General features: G+C 36.2%; 22 protein-coding genes and 1 tRNA gene. 17 read left to right on the forward strand and 6 right to left on the reverse strand.

Features of this window, described 5'->3' with window-relative positions; translation table 11 throughout:
- Positions 1 to 184 precede the first annotated feature (184 nt).
- The gene (locus tag MBBTH_RS03960; RefSeq protein ID WP_116591762.1) at positions 185 to 601 is read right to left on the reverse strand and encodes a DUF3795 domain-containing protein; all 417 of its coding nucleotides are present in this window, start codon (positions 599 to 601) and stop codon (positions 185 to 187) included.
- A gap of 262 nt (positions 602 to 863) precedes the next feature.
- Here MBBTH_RS03960 and MBBTH_RS03965 point away from each other — a divergent pair, with 262 nt between their 5' ends.
- The 14 genes from MBBTH_RS03965 (at position 864) to MBBTH_RS04030 (ending at position 9281) form a co-directional block, all read left to right on the forward strand.
- Complete coding sequence (locus MBBTH_RS03965) at positions 864 to 1970, forward strand: ABC transporter substrate-binding protein (RefSeq protein WP_116591763.1); 1107 nt, start codon at positions 864 to 866, stop codon at positions 1968 to 1970.
- Positions 1971 to 1978: 8 nt separating this feature from the next.
- A complete protein-coding gene (locus MBBTH_RS03970) occupies positions 1979 to 2992 on the forward strand; it encodes a FecCD family ABC transporter permease (RefSeq protein ID WP_116591764.1) in 1014 nt (337 codons plus the stop codon).
- Positions 2983 to 3786: an ABC transporter ATP-binding protein gene (locus MBBTH_RS03975; protein WP_116591765.1), complete on the forward strand. Its 804-nt coding sequence runs from the start codon at positions 2983 to 2985 to the stop codon at positions 3784 to 3786. The genes MBBTH_RS03970 and MBBTH_RS03975 overlap by 10 nt, the downstream gene beginning before the upstream one ends.
- 11 nt (positions 3787 to 3797) lie before the next feature.
- Positions 3798 to 4367 carry an FmdE family protein gene (locus tag MBBTH_RS03980; protein WP_116591766.1) on the forward strand — a complete coding sequence of 190 codons (570 nt, stop codon included), beginning with the start codon at positions 3798 to 3800 and terminating at the stop codon, positions 4365 to 4367.
- A 214-nt stretch (positions 4368 to 4581) separates the two neighbouring features.
- Positions 4582 to 5226 carry a peptide ABC transporter permease gene (locus tag MBBTH_RS03985; RefSeq protein ID WP_116591767.1) on the forward strand — a complete coding sequence of 215 codons (645 nt, stop codon included), beginning with the start codon at positions 4582 to 4584 and terminating at the stop codon, positions 5224 to 5226.
- Complete coding sequence (locus tag MBBTH_RS03990; protein ID WP_116591768.1) at positions 5227 to 5868, forward strand: MotA/TolQ/ExbB proton channel family protein; 642 nt, start codon at positions 5227 to 5229, stop codon at positions 5866 to 5868.
- 4 nt (positions 5869 to 5872) lie between these two features.
- Positions 5873 to 6172 (forward strand): DUF2149 domain-containing protein, encoded by a 300-nt coding sequence (locus MBBTH_RS03995; protein ID WP_116591769.1) that lies wholly within the window; start codon positions 5873 to 5875, stop codon positions 6170 to 6172.
- 253 nt (positions 6173 to 6425) lie between these two features.
- Complete coding sequence (locus MBBTH_RS04000) at positions 6426 to 7052, forward strand: hypothetical protein (protein ID WP_116591770.1); 627 nt, start codon at positions 6426 to 6428, stop codon at positions 7050 to 7052.
- Complete coding sequence (locus tag MBBTH_RS04005) at positions 7052 to 7234, forward strand: hypothetical protein (RefSeq protein ID WP_116591771.1); 183 nt, start codon at positions 7052 to 7054, stop codon at positions 7232 to 7234. Before MBBTH_RS04000 ends, MBBTH_RS04005 begins: the two co-directional genes overlap by 1 nt.
- Before the next feature lie 191 nt (positions 7235 to 7425).
- Positions 7426 to 7983, forward strand: coding sequence for a 50S ribosomal protein L15e (locus MBBTH_RS04010; protein WP_116591772.1), 558 nt, complete (start codon positions 7426 to 7428; stop codon positions 7981 to 7983).
- A 37-nt stretch (positions 7984 to 8020) separates the two neighbouring features.
- Positions 8021 to 8437, forward strand: coding sequence for an RNA-binding protein (locus tag MBBTH_RS04015; protein ID WP_116591773.1), 417 nt, complete (start codon positions 8021 to 8023; stop codon positions 8435 to 8437).
- Positions 8438 to 8483: 46 nt separating this feature from the next.
- The gene (locus MBBTH_RS04020) at positions 8484 to 8873 is read left to right on the forward strand and encodes an Ig-like domain-containing protein (protein WP_116591774.1); all 390 of its coding nucleotides are present in this window, start codon (positions 8484 to 8486) and stop codon (positions 8871 to 8873) included.
- Between the two features lie 79 nt (positions 8874 to 8952).
- The gene (locus MBBTH_RS04025) at positions 8953 to 9147 is read left to right on the forward strand and encodes a helix-turn-helix transcriptional regulator (RefSeq protein ID WP_116591775.1); all 195 of its coding nucleotides are present in this window, start codon (positions 8953 to 8955) and stop codon (positions 9145 to 9147) included.
- A 62-nt stretch (positions 9148 to 9209) separates the two neighbouring features.
- A tRNA-Gln gene (locus MBBTH_RS04030) sits at positions 9210 to 9281 on the forward strand.
- A 182-nt stretch (positions 9282 to 9463) separates the two neighbouring features.
- Here the strand turns inward: MBBTH_RS04030 and MBBTH_RS04035 are convergent.
- Complete coding sequence (locus MBBTH_RS04035) at positions 9464 to 10399, reverse strand: alpha/beta hydrolase (RefSeq protein WP_116591776.1); 936 nt, start codon at positions 10397 to 10399, stop codon at positions 9464 to 9466.
- Positions 10400 to 10705: 306 nt separating this feature from the next.
- Here MBBTH_RS04035 and MBBTH_RS04040 point away from each other — a divergent pair, with 306 nt between their 5' ends.
- The 3 genes from MBBTH_RS04040 (at position 10706) to MBBTH_RS04050 (ending at position 13602) form a co-directional block, all read left to right on the forward strand.
- A complete protein-coding gene (locus tag MBBTH_RS04040; protein ID WP_165814024.1) occupies positions 10706 to 11482 on the forward strand; it encodes a CPBP family intramembrane glutamic endopeptidase in 777 nt (258 codons plus the stop codon).
- Between the two features lie 85 nt (positions 11483 to 11567).
- Positions 11568 to 12263 (forward strand): CPBP family glutamic-type intramembrane protease, encoded by a 696-nt coding sequence (locus tag MBBTH_RS04045; RefSeq protein ID WP_116591778.1) that lies wholly within the window; start codon positions 11568 to 11570, stop codon positions 12261 to 12263.
- Between the two features lie 484 nt (positions 12264 to 12747).
- Positions 12748 to 13602, forward strand: coding sequence for a tyrosine-type recombinase/integrase (locus tag MBBTH_RS04050; RefSeq protein WP_449405528.1), 855 nt, complete (start codon positions 12748 to 12750; stop codon positions 13600 to 13602).
- Positions 13603 to 13674: 72 nt separating this feature from the next.
- Here the strand turns inward: MBBTH_RS04050 and MBBTH_RS04055 are convergent, their stop codons facing one another.
- From MBBTH_RS04055 to MBBTH_RS04070, 4 genes are all read right to left on the reverse strand, one after another.
- The gene (locus tag MBBTH_RS04055) at positions 13675 to 14049 is read right to left on the reverse strand and encodes a HEPN domain-containing protein (protein WP_116591780.1); all 375 of its coding nucleotides are present in this window, start codon (positions 14047 to 14049) and stop codon (positions 13675 to 13677) included.
- Positions 14046 to 14351, reverse strand: a complete 306-nt coding sequence (locus MBBTH_RS04060; RefSeq protein WP_116591781.1) for a nucleotidyltransferase domain-containing protein — start codon at positions 14349 to 14351, stop codon at positions 14046 to 14048. Before MBBTH_RS04060 ends, MBBTH_RS04055 begins: the two co-directional genes overlap by 4 nt.
- Positions 14352 to 14676: 325 nt before the next feature.
- Positions 14677 to 16833, reverse strand: coding sequence for a right-handed parallel beta-helix repeat-containing protein (locus MBBTH_RS04065; protein WP_116591782.1), 2157 nt, complete (start codon positions 16831 to 16833; stop codon positions 14677 to 14679).
- A gap of 206 nt (positions 16834 to 17039) precedes the next feature.
- The gene (locus MBBTH_RS04070) at positions 17040 to 20243 is read right to left on the reverse strand and encodes an Ig-like domain-containing protein (protein WP_165814025.1); all 3204 of its coding nucleotides are present in this window, start codon (positions 20241 to 20243) and stop codon (positions 17040 to 17042) included.
- Positions 20244 to 20248 lie beyond the last annotated feature (5 nt).

Here is a 20248-nt window from a genome sequence, read left to right on the forward strand (position 1 = left end):
AAAAATAGTTGATTTTCACAGTTAAATATTAAATATTCAATAGTTTAATTGTTAAATTTGATATTTGTTGCGATAAGTTGTTTTTTAATTATATAAAAAATAAATTTGGTGAATTTTTAAAATTCACTCCATATCCATTGGAAATTTTAAGTAATATCCATTTTAGTGATTAGTATTAATATAATTAACTAATATCGGACACTCCCACTTTAAATCCGCACTCGCTGCAGGTTTTATTTTGGAATTTCACAACGCCTCCACATTCTGGACATGACCACCTTTCACGGTCCTGTGCCATCATCCTGCCGATGCCTGTTGTCTTGATTCTTTTGGCGGAGCTTAATGTGTCGAGGCCATGTCTTTTGATATATTTCTTTGAGTGCTTTTTCATTTGTGGGCATGGAAACTCGCTGCAGCGTCCACAGTAGATGAAATTCTTCTTGTCAAAACAGGTTTTAATTTTACATTTTAGACTAGCCTTGCTCTTGCCGTCGTCACTAATCAGGCAACCTCCACATGGATTTTGAAATTTCTCGCAGCTGATGCAATTGATTCCACAGGGAGCCAGTAATTTTGAGTCAAGTTCGCCAGGCATTTTCATAATACTTACTATGGGTCAAAGAAATTAATATAGTTATTTGAAGATAGCCATTATAAAAATATTTCTAACGATAAAATTCATTATTTTATCTATATTATATTTATAAAGAGTATTTATGCAGTTTAAAGTAATAATAAATCTTTGAATTAATATTTTATTTTATTAACATGATTTTTTAATTATATTGAATTTTTTTAGAAAAGTTATTAAATAACTTAGTGAATATATATTCTTATCGAACATTATATTTGGGGTTTAGATAATGGAAAAGAAAATTAAAGTAATAATCTTGTTATTGGTGATTTTAGTTGTGGCGGGAGTGGCCACTCACATGTTTTTAACACCTTCAACTGTAGAAACGGTAGGTTCTAAGAACGTAACCGATATGATTGATAGGGATGTCGAAATTCCTGCATCTGTCAGCAATGTTGTGGCAACAAGCCCTCCGATGACTACCGTTTTATACATGATTGCACCCGACAAACTGAAAGCGGTCAATTTCCAATGGACAGATGACGAGTTAAAGTATGTTCCAGGCCAATATCAAAACTATCCTGTTGTTGGAGGATGGTATGGAACACAAGATGGAAGTTATGAGGAATTCATAGCCTCAGAACCGGACATTGTCATAGAATCAATTGACGAAGGCGGAGACGGTGACGCATCAACCGTTAAGGAACGTCAGGAAAAATTCGGAACAATACCTGTAGTTGCGGTTAAGGATACCACAAATGTCGAAACAATAGGGGAATCCATAACCTTTATGGGTGAGGTCGTTGGTGCTCAGGACAAGGCAAAAGAACTCAACGATTTCAATGACAGGTACTTGAATATTGTCCATGATAAGGCGTCCAAATTGTCTGACAGTGACAAAAAAACAGTCTACTATGCTCAAGGTGATGATGGGCTTCAGACAAATCCGTCTCACTCAACACATGGTCAATTAATTGATTTGGTCGGTGGAGTGAACGTTGCGGATTCCCTTAACCAGGGCAACACAACCGGCGGAATTCAGGTGTCCATTGAACAGGTAATCAGCTGGAATCCTGATGTGATTATTACCAATGACCCGGAATTCTATGCAAGCGTTTATGACAATCCGAACTGGGCAAAGCTGGATGCAGTTAAAAATAAGGAGGTTTACCTATCTCCACAATCCCCATTCAAATGGTTTGACAGGCCTGTTGGGGCAAACATGATTATCGGTGTTCCATGGACTGCAAAGGTAATATATCCTGACGATTACAAGGACATAAACATGGTGGATGCAACTAAGGAATTCTACTCCAACTTTTATCATTTTGATTTAAGTGATGATGAGGCTAAACAGATATTGATTGATTCAGGATTGAAGGAATCAAATTTATAGTGATTTAAATGGATAAGGAAACAAAAGAGATTGTAAGCATAATACTTCTAATCTTTTTTCCAGTAATTATATTCTTTGCTTCATTTCTAATTGGAAGATATCCGATCAGTCCGATTGATGTGCTAAATACATTATTGTCCCCAATATTTCCGCAGCTTGAAGTGTCCCCTACAATAACGACAATAGTATTTGAAATAAGGCTTCCAAGAATCATAGGAGCATTAGTGGTTGGAGCGTGCCTTGCTATTTCAGGCGCAGCATTCCAGTCAATATTCAAAAACCCTCTTGTCTCATCTGACCTTTTGGGTGTGTCAAACGGTGCGGGTTTCGGAGCTGCACTTGGAATCCTGCTCAGCGGAGCCAATATCATAACCCAAATTTTCGCATTCATATTCGGTTTGATTTCAGTGTCTGCAACCTATTTGATATCAAAATCCTATAAGGCCGGAGGAATACTTGTCTTGGTATTGTCAGGGGTTGCGATTTCCGCATTTTTCAATGCATTAATCTCAGCAATTAAATTTATAGCGGATCCTGATGACAAACTCCCTGAAATCGTTTATTGGCTGATGGGATCACTGGCCTCAATAACAGTCGATAAGCTATTGATGATTGCAATACCAGTCATTATCGGACTCATAATACTTCTGGCTTTAAGATGGCACATGAATCTGCTTGCGATGGGAGATGAAGAAGCACAATCACTCGGATTGAACCCCTCAAGAGTCAGGCTACTGATAATTGCGGGATGCACATTGCTGACATCAGCTGCAGTTTCAATAAGTGGAATAGTGGGCTGGATAGGTTTAATCATACCTCACATGTCCCGTATGATCGTGGGTCCAGATAATAGAACACTGCTTCCGGCATCACTGAGTCTGGGGGCAAGTTTCCTGCTACTGATTGACAATATTTCACGTGCAGTGATAGCCATTGAAATTCCAATAGGAATATTGACAGCAATCATTGGCGTTCCAATTTTCCTATACTTGCTTAAACGAGGTTATTCTGAATGGTCATAGAAAATAAACTATTTGAAGTTAAAAATATCTCATTTGACTATGATGGAGAAGAAATTTTCTCAGACATTAGCTTTTCAATAGAAAGCGGAGACGTATTGTGCATTCTAGGGCCAAATGGAACAGGCAAAACCACATTAATAAAATGTCTGAACGGATTGAACGAGATTAACTCTGGAGAAATCCTAATCAATGGTGAGGACATCAAGGGTTTATCGTTTAGGCAAATTTCAAAACATGTTGGGTATATCCCACAATCACATGTTCCCTCATTTCCTTTCAAGGTCTTTGATGTTGTTTTGATGGGAAGGGCACCCTATTTGAATTTAACCGACTCTCCAAAGGAGGAAGATAGGAAAATAGCGCTTGATGCCCTGAAAACCCTTGGAATTGAAGGCCTTAAAGATAAGGAATACACCAATTTGAGTGGTGGGGAAAGGCAGCTGGTGTTTTTGGCAAGGGTGTTATGTCAAAAGCCGGATATTCTGATACTGGACGAACCGACCTCACACCTGGATTTTGGAAATCAGATCAAACTCCTGGAAATAATAGACAATCTTGCAAAATCGGGCTTGTCAATTATAATGTCTTCACACTTTCCGGATCATGCATTTTTAAGCTCAACAAAAGTTGCAATCATGAAGAATAAGAAATTCATTGATTTTGGAACTCCGGATGATGTGGTGACTGAAGAAAACTTGAAAAGGGCATATTCGATTGATGTTAAATTGATGGAATTAGATGACAAAAGAAAAGTTTGTGTACCAATGAAAACAAACTTAACATTAGATTTATAAAAGGTGATAACATGAATGAAAAGGATTACGACGAACAGTTGGCAAAGGCCGCTGAGTTTCACGGTCATGTCTGCGGTGGAATCGCCATTGGAACAAAACTAGCAATGTATGGACTGGAGCTTTTGGGAATGGAATTAAATCAGAGGCATAAGAACCTAATCGTATTTTTGGAAATCGACAGGTGCATGTCTGATGCCGTGCAATCCGTTACCGGCTGTTCAATGGGTAAAAGAACCTTGAAACAGATGTATTACGGCAAGTTTGCTGCAACATTCCTTAACCAGGACACCGGTGAGGCTTTAAGAATCACTGATGCCGACGCCAATAAGAAATTCAAGGATGAGGAAACCAAGGAGGAGATGATTGCAAGATTTAGAAGAACTCCTCCTGAAGAGTTGTTCAAGGTCGACAAGGTCAGAATTGAATTGGGTCCGGGAGACATGCCTGGCAAACCCTACACCACTGCATTCTGTTCAGTGTGCGGTGAAAAGGTATCTGATGGAAGGCATAAGCTCATTGGTGGAAAACCGGTTTGCAGGTCATGTGCTGAAGGATCTTATTATGAATTAATTGAAGAATAATTTATATTGAATTTTATTTTTCTTTTAATTTCTAATATTTTTACTTTTAACTCAAAATTTTTTATTAATTTTTAAATTGTCTTGTTTTTAATTTTTATTTCATTGTTTTAACGGTTTATAGATTGATATTTTATTTTTAAATAATTCATTACGATATGTTTATATATTCAGTTTGCTAAATATTTTATTAGATAACGAATATGCAGGTTAGAAAATGGATTTGATTGGAGGCTATTTGCTAGTAGTTATGGCATTATTTGTTGCAAATATTGCATTGATGCTTGGAAACTACAATTTAGGTAATTTGAAAGTCATAATATTGTCATTAATATGTTCTGCAATTACCTTTGCAATAATGAATGCCTCAAGTCTTTTAAATGGTCAATTATCATTTTTATCGGATTATTTCAGCTATTTGTTTTTGGCAATAACAATAATAATCTTCGTATCCATCGTATACTATATCAGGAGAGATGATTTTAAAATACCGTTTTATTCAATTTCTTTGGCATTTGTAATTTCAACAGTACTATTGTCATCCCAAGCAAATCTGGACTTTTTATCAATGGCCTTATATTCATTATTGGTTTTTATAATATTATTTGTTGTTTATCAACTCACAAAATTATTACATCACGCAAAAAGACAATATCCTGTAGTGATAGGTGAATACATGAGCTTGTTTTCCATATTGATGTTTATTTTTGCATTGACTTACGATTCCACAAAAGCTCTTGACTATTCAATGTTCAGTCCTTTTTTGATTTTAACTCCAACCTATCAGTTAATTTATGTTATTATAGGAATCATTGTTGTTTTGGTCGTTGGTGTCCTTATAAATGATACTAGGGGGAAATAAATGATTATTCAAGGAACTGAAACGTTAACTTCGTTAATCCACATCATCTCTGAAAGTTTATTGACGCCGGTTGTTATTCTGATTGTAATCTCAATCGTCATAGTCATTTTAGCCTTTGGAGGATTGGTTAATGAGTTTATTTCAAGAAAAGCTATTTCATCTGTTGATTTGGAAGATTTGGTAAGGCGCGTTTCATTTTCAACCAATGTAAATCAGATGAAGGCAGAAATTTCCAACAGTGACCTGTTTGACTATCAAAAGAAAATATTGACAAGAATCGCAGACAATCATGATATTGGGCCTGAAGCGAGAAAGGCACTTGCAAGTGAATTAATCTCAGCAGAGGAAACCAGATTGATTAAAAAAACAAACAAGACTGATATTCTTGTTCGTGTCGGGCCTATTTTAGGATTGTTAGGTACATTGATACCATTGGGTCCGGGTCTTGCAGCTCTTGGAACCGGTGACATTGCGGTTTTGGCCCAATCTTTAACAATAGCATTCGATACAACCGTTACCGGATTGAGCGTTGGTGCTGTTGCTTTTTTAATATCCAAATACAAGAAACAGTGGTATGAGTCAGAATTGATTGATGTTGAGACCGTTGCTGAAGCGGAATTGGAAACTATTAACAAATGGTGAAATCATGCTTAGGAAAAGAAGAAGGATTTCGGAATCTATCGATGATGACCCTATGGGTGGGTTAAACAACCTTTCAGATGCGATGCTTGTGTTGGCATTAGGCTTTTTGATCTTCGCAATCATGGCATTATCAGCCAATCCGGACATGATTACACAATCACAGTCAACTCAGGACGTTTCAACTGCGGATACATTCACACAAAACTACACTGATGCCGGAGGGCTTGAGGACAGTGGCTATAACGAGGTTGGAAAGGTTTATGAGGATCCGACCACAGGCGAACTTGTGATGGTATCGGGTTAAAGATGATTTTGGGAGTTTAACTCCCTTTTTTTGCTATTTTTTTAATTAATTGTATGGGATTGTAATATTGATTTAAGCTTGTAAAATTGTTCTTGTTTAAAACAAGACATTTAAATACCTTAAATTATAATATTAATTCATGAATTTTAGATATATTGAATATGGAATTTCATTAGTGTTAAAATTTATATCAAAATCATTTTTGCTAAATGAATTCAAGAGATTTTTAAATGACAATCGTGGAGGATTGGTATTGTCATTTGATGAAATTCACATTCCAGATAAGGGCTGGCTGGACTATAAACGATTGGAAGTTGATGAATCTGTCAAATTCATCAGTCGCAATGATTTACCTAATGATTTTTGTCCGAAAGCTTGTAAACTGGTTGACGAATTTCATAAGAAAACGGTTAATGAGGATATTGAATGGATGTTGTACTTTGATTACACAGATGGTGAAGTAATATATTGTTGGAAAGGTGAAGAGGATAAAACTGGGGGTGCATACGATAAAATTCATCTTAAAGGGAGGAATATAGCTTCTTTGCATAATCATCCTAAAGATTATTATTCTTTTCCCTCTTCGGATAATTTTGATATTCTCGGCAATAAATTTGAAGATTATGAAATTATCACTTCAATTAATGTTTTTTGGATTGTTGAATTTAGGGGTCTGGTTGAAAAAGAAATTAGACAAAATTTTCAATATCGTCTTGCGAAAGATATGAATAGTATTAATAATAAAATTAGATTATTATGTCATGATGCAAATATGATTAATTCTATGGTAGAAGTATATATTGGAGATTATTTGTTAAACCATATTGATAAAAAAATAAACGAAATCGATTTATTTTTAATTAAAAGGGAGATTCAATAATGTCTTATAATTTAAAAGGAAGATTTGGATATGTGTCTAAATGTAGGGGGATTCCAAAGTATCCGGGGGAATTTACAGTAAATTTGGAAAAACCAGATAATGTTTCTGATGAAGATTTGCAAAAATGGGATGAGTCTATTGGACAATTTCTTAAAAAAATTGAATCAGACTTTGACTTATGATGTTTAATATAAATTGTGTTTTTTATTTTTTTTTCAGTAAATTTTGTATGAAAAACTAATTTTGCGATACATTTATAAATACATAAAACAAATATTTGATTACTGTTATTTTTCTAACAGTAAAATTACTTTTTTTGGGATAAGTTCCCATATGGATGTGGCCTTCGTGGCTGAACAAAAAGGTGTAATTTATGTATAAATATATTAGAGACGCATGGAAAAACCCAGATGAGTCCTACGTACGTGAACTCATGTGGCAAAGAGCTCCAAAATGGAAAAATCAAAAAGCAGTTCAAAGAATTGACAGACCTACCAGGCTCGACAGAGCTAGAAGTTTAGGTTACAGAGCTAAAAAAGGTTTCGTAGTAGTAAGAACCAGAGTAAGACGTGGTGGAAGAAGGAAAACCCGTCGTTTCAATGGCCGTAAACCTAAAAGAATGGGTGTAAACAAAATTACCCAAGCAAAATCCATTCAAAGAATTGCTGAAGAACGTGTAGCTAAAAAATACCCTAACATGGAAGTTTTAAACTCTTACTGGGTATGGTCTACTGGAAAACATAAATATTATGAAGTAATTTTAGTTGATCCAAACAGTCCTTCTATCATTAACGATAAAAAAATCAATTGGATTTGCTCCAAAAAACACACTAACAGAGCTCTCAGAGGCTTAACTAGTGCTGGTAACAAAGGACGTGGAATCAAATCTAAAGGAAAAGGCTCAGAACAAGCTAGAAGAAGAGATTTATAATTCTTCTTTTCCTTTTTTTTATTTTTTTTTGATATAAATGATTCATAATATTAAATTCAGGGCTTTCGTTTATGAAGATGAAAGTGCCGATGAGATTTCTCAAGCTATTTTAAACATTCTTCCTGAAGCCGAAATAGAGGCTGAAGAGGCTGAAGGATTACTTGAGAACAAGATACTTATTTTATCTGGTGTCGTTTCTAAAAAACGATACACTAAGGCTTTTTTCAACACACTTTTGGAAAGCGTTGATTTGGATAAGCTCAATGACGATTTGGAACGTAAGATGGATGAGAAGGGAAACTGGTTTTTACGTTTTGACAAATCAGATGCCTTTGATGAAAAATGGACCATTCTTGACAAGGGTGATGCAATACACCTTAAAGTTAAGATTGCGGCTTTTCCTGCCAAAAAGCAGATTGCCGTTGATAAGGTCCGTGAAGCTATCTTAAATTAGTTAACTTTATTTTATTACTTTTCCAATATATTACCAAGGTGATTAAATGGAAAAGAAAAGTTATTACCTGATACTATTATTGGTTGCCTTCGTTATCTGTATTGGAGTGTTCTGGTTCCAGTTCAACAATAATGTGGCTACTTTTATAATGATTAATGAGACTGAAGTCGCAGAAGGAGGATCATTTTCCGGAATGCTGGTTGATGCATACGGATATGGCGTTGCAAATCAGACAATAACCTTCCACAAGCCAGGATATGAAATGGGTACTTTAGTCGATGTGACAACTGATGAAAATGGACAGTTCACGGTTGAAGATGCCCAATATTTGCCTGATACGGGTAAAGACAATTATTATGGTGATTTCACATTCGCAGGCAATGGAAAGTATGTGGGTTGCACTTATGCAGGTAATGTGACAGTTGTGTCTAATTAGTTTTTTCATAGCATTGTTTGGAAAAAAATATATAACATGTAATAAATATATTACAATTAGTTTTTTTTCAGGTAATATTATGAGGAACCATATCAAACAGTTGAGAAAAGAAAACAACATCACATTGAATGACCTTTCAGTCATGTCAGATGTTCCTGTTGAGGAATTGGAGGCAATAGAGGATGGCACAATTGAACCAACGTTGCTTGATGCGTATAATATTAAAAAGGCATTAAATCAGGAATTCCTTGCCGATGTATTTGTATTCGAATAATTTCTTTTTCATGATGGTTTAGTATTCAAGTTATATATGATGAGTTCTAAAAATAACTGTATAGTCCCGTAGGGTAGCGGCAATCCTTTTGGGCCCTGGACCCAAAGACAGCGGTTCGACCCCGCTCGGGACTACTTAATTATCCAATTTTCATTTCTCTTTTTTCTAAATGTACTAAAATATTATATAACTTAAAAATTAAATCATTAATTAATTAAAATTATTTTGAGGAGAGTTATATGAAAACTCATGTGATAGTTGTCATACTTATGGTCTCTCTACACTACTTTTTTTAGAATTAATTTAATCTATTCATTCATTTTAAGGTTTCAATCACGCTTTTTACAAACTCCTTTTTCTTTTCATTGTGGATTCCATGTCCACAGTCAAAATATTCCACAGTTATATCATTGATTAGGTCTGTTACCTGCTGAAGGTCTTCATCGGTCAGGGCACCCATAATGATGCTGTCATCTCCAATTTCGGTATTTGCCTTCATGAATAGGGTTTTGCAGCTTATTTGTGAAAGAAGTCTGTTGTAGTCGATGTTGCAGTTGAATGCGTCGTTGTAGAAATTCTCTCCAAAGTAAGGGTCATACTCCTCCATTCCATTGAATGCCTCTAGGAATTTTTTTGGCCAGAATCTTATTTTCAGAGGTTTGTCGGGATGTTTTTTTCTGTATTTCAGTGCGGATTTTCCGGATTTGCTTCTGATTTTTTCCCTTGAATTTTCGGGAAAGAAGTTCCACATGTACTGGTTCATGAAGTAATAGTACACAAAATCTTTCTCTTCATCCTGATTGATGAAGTTGTGGCAGACCGTTGAAAGGTCGTTGTAGTTGTAGTACTTGAACCTTTTTTCCCCTGCACATGAAAAGATCGGAGGGTCTTCCAGTATAAGATTATCGCAGAGATCTGATTTTGAAGCGATATAGCAGGCAATGAGGCCTCCTGAGGAATGGCCCAATATGGATATCTTTTCATCAGTTTTGCATTTTATAAATTCAATCAAATCATCGCCCTGGCTTACTATATTGTATTTTTCCCTGTTGTGGGAGCTTTTTCCGTGGCCATAGCAATCAATCAGAATCAGATGGAATCTTTTTGACAGTTCCTTGATTACATCGGAATAGCTGCTTGAGTTTGCACTTTGGGCATGAATTATCAAAAGTATGGGGTTGCTGCTGTCAGCTTCATAATAGTTGATTATGCTGTTGTCAGATGTCTTGTATTGGCAATTTTCAAGTTTCATTCTCATACACCTGTTCAAGGTCAATCTTTTTGGATTTCTCTCTACGGTTATTCTTTTTAAAATATTTTATAATTAAATGTTTTCAATGATTACTTTTTTTAACCTGAAATCTATTCATGTAAGAAATTTACTTCATTAAGGCGGAATAAATGTAAATGCTAATATATGAATAATCAGAAACTTATAATCATGACTATGAATGATAAAATATCTGATTATATCACGTTTCCAAGAACATTTGAGAACTACAGATGGTACAAACCGATACTTGTTTTTATATTGAGTTTAATAATTTTGTCCATACTCATGGTAGCTATAGTAGCGGTTTTTTACCTAACAGTGGGGCCTGAATTTGTTAAATCCGTTTTCAGTGGAGGATATGAAGCATTAACATCTCCAATGGCGATATTGTTTACTGATTTGCTTATTATTATATTTATCCCGTCATTATATATTGCATCAAAAATTGTTAATGACAGGCCGTTTTCTTCCTATTCCTCTTCACGCGGAGGATGGAATTTCAAGCTCTTTTTCAAGGCATTGGTAATTCCGGTAATATTGTATATAATATTTATGGCAATAGACACCGCTATTAGAGGACCTGAAGGCACATATAGTTTCTCATTAGCATTTCTTCTTGTAATCCTGATTTCTGTACCTCTCCAATCCATTGCAGAGGAGTATGTATTCCGTGGATTTTTTATGCAAACATTGGGCTCATGGTTTAGAATACCTGTTTTAGTGCTGGTTCTTCAAGCCATAATATTTGCACTGGGCCATGGATATAACTCCATAGGAATCTTTGAAACATTTGTTTCAGGTATTGGTTTTGGATTTTTTGCATGGAAGACAAATGGTATAGAAGTAAGTTCCGCTCTTCATGTTGCGAATAATTTTGCTGTTGGCTTGTTCGTCATGCTTGGGCTGCAGGCATCAAATTCCACTCCGCAATTATGGGATGTTGCAACATCAATTGTCTTTTTAATAATTCTATACGTTATAATGTATTACGTTGGAAAGAAAACTGACTGGTTTGGCGAAATCCCGGAAAACGCTCAAAATGAAGGATTATTCAATTTATGAATAATCTTTTTTTATTTATTGAATTCTTGAAATGTTAAAAAAATTTCAATAATTATAAATATTTATTAAACAATATTTCAATAATATGACAGCATTAGATAGGTTTAAATTTGAAGATGGGGATTTTGATTTCCCGTTTTACAATAAGAATCCTCACATCCCCAAATGGGGTTGGGTTGTTTTATTTATTGTATGGTTTATGGGATTTTTCCTGGCTGTATCTGATAAGCTTCATTTTGCATTAATGGGCTGTATAGTGTTAATTGTTCCGGTATTGTATTTTTTAAAATGGGATTATAAAGCGATATTCAGAAAGCCTTCCCGCAGGGATCTGCTTCTTGTAGTGGCTCTTTTTGCAGGATATATGATATATTCATTAGCTATTGGAATGGTCTTGGAGCAAATTGGGATAGTAAGCAGCGGAACCGTAGACCCAACATCTGTAGGGGCCATGACACTGGTTATAACAGTATTTAATGTATTGGGTGAAGAGTTCATTAAATTCATTCCATTCATGTTCCTCTTGAGAGTGATTTACAAATACTCAAATAACCGTAAATTATCCGTAATCATTTCCGTTGCTTTAATAATGATAATGTTTGCATCAATGCACGCATTTAACCCTATTATGTTCATATTTGCACTCTTTATACAGGGCTTTGGATCAATATTTGAGTTTTACGGATACATTAAAACTAAAAACGTCCTGGTTTCATTCCTTTGTCATTTGTTAACGGACGAGTTTATTTTCATGTTGATGTTGCTTGGAATTGGCGGTTAAAACATTATTTTTCTGAATATGGCGATTAGTAATCATAAAAACTATTAATATAACCTTTGAAAATCAGATTTCCAGTCCAAGAGAATCAAGTTAATGTCAATGTTCTCATTAAATTAAAAGAAAAAAGTAGCTATTAATTATATCAGATTCAAATTATTGAATACTTATTGCAAAAATCATTTTTTACTGCTCTTTGAAATTTTTTTTACAACCGAAATTGAGAGGTGTAAATATGAAAGACAATGAGTTATTGAAAAATATATTTGTGACCTTCAACCATTCTGAAGGTACAAAGAAGGCGTATGCATATGCGCTTAAGCAGTATTCAAACTATTTTGGAACGGAACTTCATGAATTCCTAAAGGAAGCGGAAGATGAGGAAAACCAGGGAATCAAATGGAAGCACAGAAAAATCAAAAGCAGACTTCTGGAATTCAGGCAGCATTATCTAAGCAACTATGCTCTGAATACTACAAGGTCCGTTATGATGTGCATCACCAAGTTCTATAAGTTCTATGACATTGAAATCTATTCCCTGCCGAAAATCAACCAGAAATCCATACAGAAACCGCAGCCAATTTATTACAGTGATCTGCCCGACAAGGAAATAATCCGTGAGGCGGTCAGTATTGCAACTCCTGTGATGAAGGCAGCGATACTTTTCATCTGCTCCAGCGGATGTGCAAGAGCAGAAGTCCTGAGCCTGACAATACAGGATTATATCGATGCGCTGTCCGAGTATATTCCCCATAAGAATATGGATATGTTTGAGATAATCGATTTGATTGAGGATGATGAGACTGTTGTTCCCACATTCAATATCCGCCGAAAAAAGACCAACAAGTACTACACAACCTACTGCAGCCCCGAAGCGGTCAAGGCCATCAATGCACATATACTGTCACGTACTGATAAGGTTACCAACGAGTCAAAGCTCTTTAAGATGGCTGTTGGTTACTTTTCAATTAATTTTCAAAAGATAAATGATGATTTGGGACTGGGCAAAGTGGGAAATTACAACCGTTTCAGAAGCCATATGCTTCGTAAATTCCACGCTTCAGCCTTGTACAATGACGGCATGAGTCTGGATGATGTCAATGATTTGCAGGGCAAATCCAAAAGCAGAACCGACCAGGCATATTTCATGATCAACCCTGAAGATTTAAAATACGAATACATCGAGCATCTTCCCGCTGTTACCATTAACACCGAAGTCAAAAAGTTGCATGTCAAATCACCGGAGTTTGTCAAGATTGAAAATGAGAAAAACGAACTTAAAAGTGAACTGGACAGACTACGAGCCGATATAGACAGTTTAAAAGGAATGATTGGGAAATAGTATTTTTTCCCAATTTTCTTATTTTTTAATAATGTTTAAACAGTCTATAATAAAAATAAAGTGAATATAAGATTATAAGAATCGTCTGGCTTCAGCAATGAACTCTTCTGCATGAACTAAGCAATCTAATGCTTCTTGCTTATTAAAATTCACTGTGAAATCATAACTTGATTTTCTTCTAAGTTTCTTAGCATCTGAGTAATGTTGGTAAATATCCTGACTGAAATCATCTTCAAGGACATAATCCTTGCTAAACTGTGTTAAAATAGTATCATGTTTTTTGCTTACAAAATCATGCATAAGCAACAATGCTTTTGCAGCGTCAAACATTGCATAATAAGAATGGGTTACAGAACCCCTATACTTTCCGGCATCGAATAGTATTTGAGCCATGCTTAGTTCCTCTACTGCAAGATCCATGTATCCGTTGACTTCATCCATATTCATATTTCAACACCTTCTGCCATTACAGTTTGAAGGAAACTGTAATCTTTGGTTTTGTTAAAATGCTCTTCAGTCATGACATGAGGGGATATTACCTCTTCTTTTTCAAGAATAAAATCAACAACCTTTTTGTCTATCAGGGATTCCATTTGGCGATTGTCAGTGTGAATGATAATAAGAATATCAATATCAGACTCACTAGTATCGTCACCACGTGCAACAGAACCAAATACCAGGGTTTTGATTATGTTATCTGAAGCTATGGCATCCACAAACTCACGAGCTATTTCAATTCTATCATACATACAATACTCACCAACAGATTAATTTTTTCTTCTTTTTATAATTAACAATATCAACCCCATCAATTATAAACATTTGCCAACTGCGACTGTGTGCAAAAGCACAACCGTGATTCTGAAAAAAAGTTGCGCAATCTACATTAACTCACATGAAAATATGATATTCAAAAATAGAGTCAACCATAATGATAGTATTGTTGATAAAAATAGTGGTTGATAAAAAAAGTATGTGTTTAATCAATCGTTCAATTGATTATTCTTGCAGTTGTAAATCCTCCCCCTTTGGGAGTCAAAATAAAAAAAATTTAGATCAACCATCAAATGATGGTTAATCTGTAACATCTTCTGTTTCCTTTCGTCTATATCCTATAATCAAAAGTATCTCACAGACAATGGCCAGTGCGATGAACTTTATCATGTCATCCGGACCATTCTCCACGATATTCTTTGTTATCTCATACGCCTTTGAGTCGTCCTGCGCTACACCGCTGCTTCCGGCTGCCCCTCCTGCAGATGATGATGAGCTTGAACTTGCACCGCTTACGGTGACGCCCTCAACGCTTGGGGTCTTGCTTGAAGTCGAATTTGATGTTGCCACAAGATTGTTGTATGAGTTGTCTGAGCTTCCCTGATTGTTGAACGAATTTACCGTATCTCCAGACCTGCCCTGGCTTTTATGTGAGAGGCTTTTTCCGTCATCCCCGCTCATGTCCGGCCAGCCGTTATAGCCGCCGTCACCGTCAGGACTGTGGAACCCTCCGCCATTGTTGCCGCCGGTGTTGAATGCGCCTCCGCCGTCATTGCCTGGCAATAATGGATTGCCTCCCGGGAACCCCGGTTTTTGGGGTGAGATTCCGCTTCCGTTTATTACATTGGACAGGTTGTCCTTGTTGGTCGGAGTCTCGTAGTGGAATTCCTCGCCGCCGTCCAGCACGTTGCTTTGATGCTCCAGGTCATACTCGAATATTGTGATTACGCGGTTTCCCGAGAAGCTGTTGTTCTTGGCCTGGTCGGTGTCTGCTCCGATGCCGTCACCCCTCTTGAACGGGTCATAGTTGGTGTCTGCATACTTGTCCGTCCTCACCAGGGTGTTGTTGTTGACATTGGTGTTTTCGGCATCAAGCATGTATGACAGGTAGTATCCGTCGCTTATCACCGTATTGTTTATGACGCGATAGGAGTGTGAGCTGTTGGTTTTCTGCGAGTATGATATTCCGTAGATGTTATCCTCCCATTTGACCTTCTGGATGTTGTGGACCTCAATGATGTTGTTCATGATTATGTCGTTGTCGTCCTGCGCCTCTATACCTGCAACCAGTGCCCAGGAATGGTTTCCCGCCAGTCCTGTGACATTTATGTAGTTGTTGAGTATGGTAATGTAGTTTGCGCCGTTGAAGTTCTGGGAGTATATTCCGATGTTCGGGCCGTTGTTTTTGGAGTAGATGTCGTTGTACTGTATGACGATTCCCTCGGCCGGACCGGTTAATTGCAGAGGGTATGCGGTACCTGCCGCCAATGCGCCCCCTGTGGTTTCCACGCGGAACTTGTTGTTTTCCACCAAGAGGTTGTCGTCACGGTAGATGTCCAGTCCGTAGAGGTAGTTGGGAATGTCCTTGTATGTGAGATAATCGCTCAGGTAAACCTCATTGTTCGTGAAGTTGCAGTCACATGAATCGCCTATAAATATTGCATCCAGTGTCGGATATGCGCATTCAGGCCTTGCGCCTGCAGTGCACCTTACAACGTTGCCGTCGAACAACAGATTGTCTGAGAATTCCACACCAACTGCCAGCGAGAACTCCGAATCCAGACTTGCACTGGTGTCATGGAACATCACCGTTCTAAGCGATACCTCGGCATTGATCGTGCTGTTCAATACACGTGCATACGGCGAATACTCAAGCCTTAAGGCGTAGTCACGACCAGCACCACGGTTGTCGCCCTTGAGAGTTATGGTACAGTTTACAATCTGGAGGTTAGTGATCGGCTCTCTTTGGCTTCCTTCGGAGTATATTCCAAAGGCGTCACTGTCCCTTGGTGCCGTGACGTTGATGTTTAGATTGTGCAATTTAACATTATCGCCGTTATATATCAGGACGGCGGCATAGTCATTGCCGCTGAAAGGCTGTGTTTCAATGAATGTGATGTTGTTTAATGTGACATCGTTGGCTTTGATTTTGAACACCGTGTCTTTCAGGGTATGGTTCATGCCGTTGATGGTAACGTTAGTTGCACTTACAGTCAGAACGCCGAGGCCATCCATATCCTCAGTTATAAAGAGCTCGGCATTTGAGTAACCGTTATTTAACGTTCCCCCTCTGAAAAACTGCCTGACATTGTCGCCTGTGACATTGAACTGGCCTGCAGAGGACAATTCATCCGGTTCACAATCACTCGAAAGGTTAAAAGAATCTTCGATACCGGTTTCATTGAGGACCGTTGCGTTTTCACTTGCAAAAACACAGGTCAATGAAACAATAAACATTAAGGATATAAAGACAAATTTAACCCAACATCTTATGATTATCACCTCCACTTGTTAAAATATGATTTAATTTCTGTCAAACATATGTTATAAAATCTTCGGTGAAATAATCAAATCTGATGAAAAGGAGTGCAGAATTATTGTTTGGGAATGGAGTGAGATATATCCTAAAAAAAGAAAAAAATTAAAGTAAATGATGGAATCATTTACTTTTTAACTGTCAATTTTACTTTTTTAGTGGTTGGCTTGTAGTTTTTGTTACCTGCGAACTTGATGGTGGCAGTGTATTTGCCTTTCTTTTTCAGGTTCTTGATCTTGAAGGTGGCCTTACCTTTATTGTTGGTGGTAGCCTTATAGGTTTTGCCTTTAACCTTAAGGGTAACTTTAACTTTCTTGACGAGTGTCTTGCCGGATTTCAAAGTAATGGTGTACTTTTTGACTTTCTTTTTGGCCTTGAATGTTTTCTTTTTAGCAACAATCTTGGTAGCCTTCTTGGTAACTTTCGGTTTGGCCGGTTCCTTAATGGTTACGGTAGTGTTCTGTGTGATTGGTGCATACTTGCCGTCACCGGAATATGAAACAGTAACCTGATGACTGCCGACAGCCAGATTGTCTACAGTAATACTTGCACTACCATCTTTTAGGGAAACAGTCTTGACAATCTTACCATTATCAACACTAACAGTGAAATTACCGGTTGCATCCTTATCCAACTTGATACTGAAAGTTGGTGATTTGCTGTTAGCCGGAACATTAGTGTTTAATGCCTTATCAGCAGGAACCTCAACACCTTTAACTGTAGCAGTAATGTTTTTAGTGTCTGCATTGAAAGTTTCATCTTCTGCGCAACTAGCTGTAACGATGTAACTGTTTGCAGCCAAATTGTTAAATGTGGCATTGCCTTTACCATCAACCACATGAGCGATTTCAGTGAGGTTGCCGATTTTAACAATGACATCACCACTGAACTTCTCATTGGCAGTGACATTGACAACTAAAGGTTCGCCGTAAGTAACTGTATCAGCAGCAATTGCCAAATTGACATCCAACTTGTTTACAAAGAATGAAGTGTTGTTTTCCATTTCATTGTATTTGTCATTGCCCCTGAAGCTTACTGTAATGTTTTGAGGACCATAAGGAACATTAGCGATATTGAATGTCAAAGTACCATTGACAACCTGTCTGACCACAGGGTCAAGCTTGTTGACGGTAACATTAACATCACCAGTAATATCCTGATCCATAATAACAGTAACAGTAACGTTTTCATTAATCACAGGAACAGAATACTCAATTACCAATTTAGGATCGACTTTGACAACCCTGAATGTGGCATTGTACTCTTCACTAGGATTATAGTTATCATCACCATTATACACTGCATAGATAGTATAGTTTCCTTCACTCAAACCAGCAAAGACTGCACTGCCAGTAACATTAACGGTCTTGTTTTCACCTTTCAATCTGTAAGTGACATTACCAGTAGCATTTGCAGGCAAAACAGCCTGAACTGTAATATTATCACCAACAGGAATAGTCGAATCAATGATAATCTGGACTGTTGAATTGGCTTTGTTGACAGTGAACTGCTTGGAAACAGTTGAAGTTCCGAAATTATCATCTTCAAGATATTTAGCGGTTACTTTATAATCTCCAGCAGGCAAATCATTCACAGTAATGGTGGAAACATTATTGGTAAATGAAATAGGGAGTGTCTTGACAACCTCATTACCTTTAATGAATTCATAAACAAGACTACCTGATTCCAAATTAGAAATGTTTACACTTATAGAAATGTCTTCTCCATAAGAACTGTTTGAAACGTTATCCATACTCATATTTAATGCCGGCTTAACGAACAAACCTGAACCAGTGACTTCACACATCCTATTATCTAAAAGAGAAAATGTAAAATTATCATAATGTTGTTTATCAATATAAGAATACCCAGATACACTTTCTACAGTAGTATAATTAACATCAATATCAAGTAATCCCGAAGTATTGGGAACAATATATTCAGTTTCATAAACACCATTATTAAAAGTAGCAGGATTTTCACTACCATTAATAACCAACCTTAAATTAGGAATACTAATTGAATTATCCATATTATCCACTAATATTGTAGAAATAGTAATTTTATCACCAGCAGTTACATTAACAACCCCTGCATCTAAAATAGTTATGCTAACAATAGAATGAAGTTTACCTAAATAAAATCCATTCATACTAGTTGTATAATCCTGACTCACAAATGTACCTTTAGCTTTTAAAGAAGAATCACTAAATTTAATACCATATTTTGATTTAACAAAGTTATCTTCAAAAATTAAACCTTCAGAGCTTAATGAATCAACAAGAATCGCAGGGAGATTAACATTACTACTAAAATTACAACCAACAATACTAGTAATTTCAGGATTAGAATACACTACCTTACCTAATTTGACATTGCCTGCTGAAAATTGAGTATTAACAATATGAATATCTGCTGTAGAAAAAGAATTATTAATAAAATTACATTCAGACACAGATATTTCTGAATTTACAACAACTGGAATATTGCCTTTTGGGAAATTAACTATATAATTTTGACAAGTATTATTTTCAAAAGTGCAATTCTGAATATTACAATAACTTTTTTTAAAATAAGTATTAGGTGTTGAACTTCTATTTAATACTGGATGTATAGTTAGTTGTAAAATGGCTACGGTATTAGCTAGATTATTATTTAAAAAATAACAATTTTTCATGGAAAAATTGCCACATGATGTAATAGAAAATAATAATGCATTCTTAGCAGTAGGAGTAGTACAATTAATAAAGCTACAATCCTCAAAAAATAGATCTTGTGAATCACAAGTCACTCTATTAACACTTTTAGATGCACTCTTAATTAGATTAGTTTTGAAAGTAATATCTTTAAAAATAATACCCTTTAACTTAAAATTATTTACTGCTTCTAATGAAAATAAACTAGCTAGAGAATTGGATCCACCACTAATTATTACATTCCCCGGATTATTGGCGGAGATAGTAATATTATTCTTAACAGATATACTTAATACTGAATTAAAAGTATAATTTCCATCAGCCAAATGTAATGCACTATTGTCCTGGAGGTTAGATATAGCATTATTTAAAGAAATTGGATTCTCTTCTGATGACCCATCACCTACACCATCAGGAGATATATGAACATTATTCATATTATTTTCATTTAAAACATCGGTATTTCCATGATTTAAACTAGATTCCTTTATAGAACCTTCAACTGTAGAAACAACGTCTGAATCAACATCATTAACTACATTAGTTTCATTAAAATCAGATACATCAGCTGCGGAAATAACATTTAAACTTAAAAATATTGCAAAGATACAAATAAATATATACTTATATTGCATTATTA

The sequence above is a fragment of the Methanobrevibacter thaueri genome (assembly GCF_003111625.1).
In the GTDB taxonomy this organism is placed as follows: Archaea; Methanobacteriota; Methanobacteria; order Methanobacteriales; family Methanobacteriaceae; genus Methanocatella; species Methanocatella thaueri.

Coding starts and splice junctions, on each gene's coding strand:
- MBBTH_RS03970 (WP_116591764.1), top strand. CDS start 1,979: ATGGATAAGGAAACAAAAGAGATTGTAAGCATAATACTTCTAATCTTT.
- MBBTH_RS04060 (WP_116591781.1), bottom strand. CDS start 14,351: ATGTATGATAGAATTGAAATAGCTCGTGAGTTTGTGGATGCCATAGCT.
- MBBTH_RS04055 (WP_116591780.1), bottom strand. CDS start 14,049: ATGAATATGGATGAAGTCAACGGATACATGGATCTTGCAGTAGAGGAA.
- MBBTH_RS04020 (WP_116591774.1), top strand. CDS start 8,484: ATGGAAAAGAAAAGTTATTACCTGATACTATTATTGGTTGCCTTCGTT.
- MBBTH_RS03960 (WP_116591762.1), bottom strand. CDS start 601: ATGAAAATGCCTGGCGAACTTGACTCAAAATTACTGGCTCCCTGTGGA.
- MBBTH_RS03985 (WP_116591767.1), top strand. CDS start 4,582: ATGGATTTGATTGGAGGCTATTTGCTAGTAGTTATGGCATTATTTGTT.
- MBBTH_RS04005 (WP_116591771.1), top strand. CDS start 7,052: ATGTCTTATAATTTAAAAGGAAGATTTGGATATGTGTCTAAATGTAGG.
- MBBTH_RS03980 (WP_116591766.1), top strand. CDS start 3,798: ATGAATGAAAAGGATTACGACGAACAGTTGGCAAAGGCCGCTGAGTTT.
- MBBTH_RS04040 (WP_165814024.1), top strand. CDS start 10,706: ATGGTAGCTATAGTAGCGGTTTTTTACCTAACAGTGGGGCCTGAATTT.
- MBBTH_RS04070 (WP_165814025.1), bottom strand. CDS start 20,243: ATGCAATATAAGTATATATTTATTTGTATCTTTGCAATATTTTTAAGT.
- MBBTH_RS04010 (WP_116591772.1), top strand. CDS start 7,426: ATGTATAAATATATTAGAGACGCATGGAAAAACCCAGATGAGTCCTAC.
- MBBTH_RS04045 (WP_116591778.1), top strand. CDS start 11,568: ATGACAGCATTAGATAGGTTTAAATTTGAAGATGGGGATTTTGATTTC.
- MBBTH_RS04035 (WP_116591776.1), bottom strand. CDS start 10,399: ATGAAACTTGAAAATTGCCAATACAAGACATCTGACAACAGCATAATC.
- MBBTH_RS04050 (WP_449405528.1), top strand. CDS start 12,748: ATGATGTGCATCACCAAGTTCTATAAGTTCTATGACATTGAAATCTAT.
- MBBTH_RS04015 (WP_116591773.1), top strand. CDS start 8,021: ATGATTCATAATATTAAATTCAGGGCTTTCGTTTATGAAGATGAAAGT.
- MBBTH_RS04065 (WP_116591782.1), bottom strand. CDS start 16,833: ATGTTTATTGTTTCATTGACCTGTGTTTTTGCAAGTGAAAACGCAACG.
- MBBTH_RS03975 (WP_116591765.1), top strand. CDS start 2,983: ATGGTCATAGAAAATAAACTATTTGAAGTTAAAAATATCTCATTTGAC.
- MBBTH_RS04025 (WP_116591775.1), top strand. CDS start 8,953: ATGAGGAACCATATCAAACAGTTGAGAAAAGAAAACAACATCACATTG.
- MBBTH_RS03995 (WP_116591769.1), top strand. CDS start 5,873: ATGCTTAGGAAAAGAAGAAGGATTTCGGAATCTATCGATGATGACCCT.
- MBBTH_RS03965 (WP_116591763.1), top strand. CDS start 864: ATGGAAAAGAAAATTAAAGTAATAATCTTGTTATTGGTGATTTTAGTT.
- MBBTH_RS03990 (WP_116591768.1), top strand. CDS start 5,227: ATGATTATTCAAGGAACTGAAACGTTAACTTCGTTAATCCACATCATC.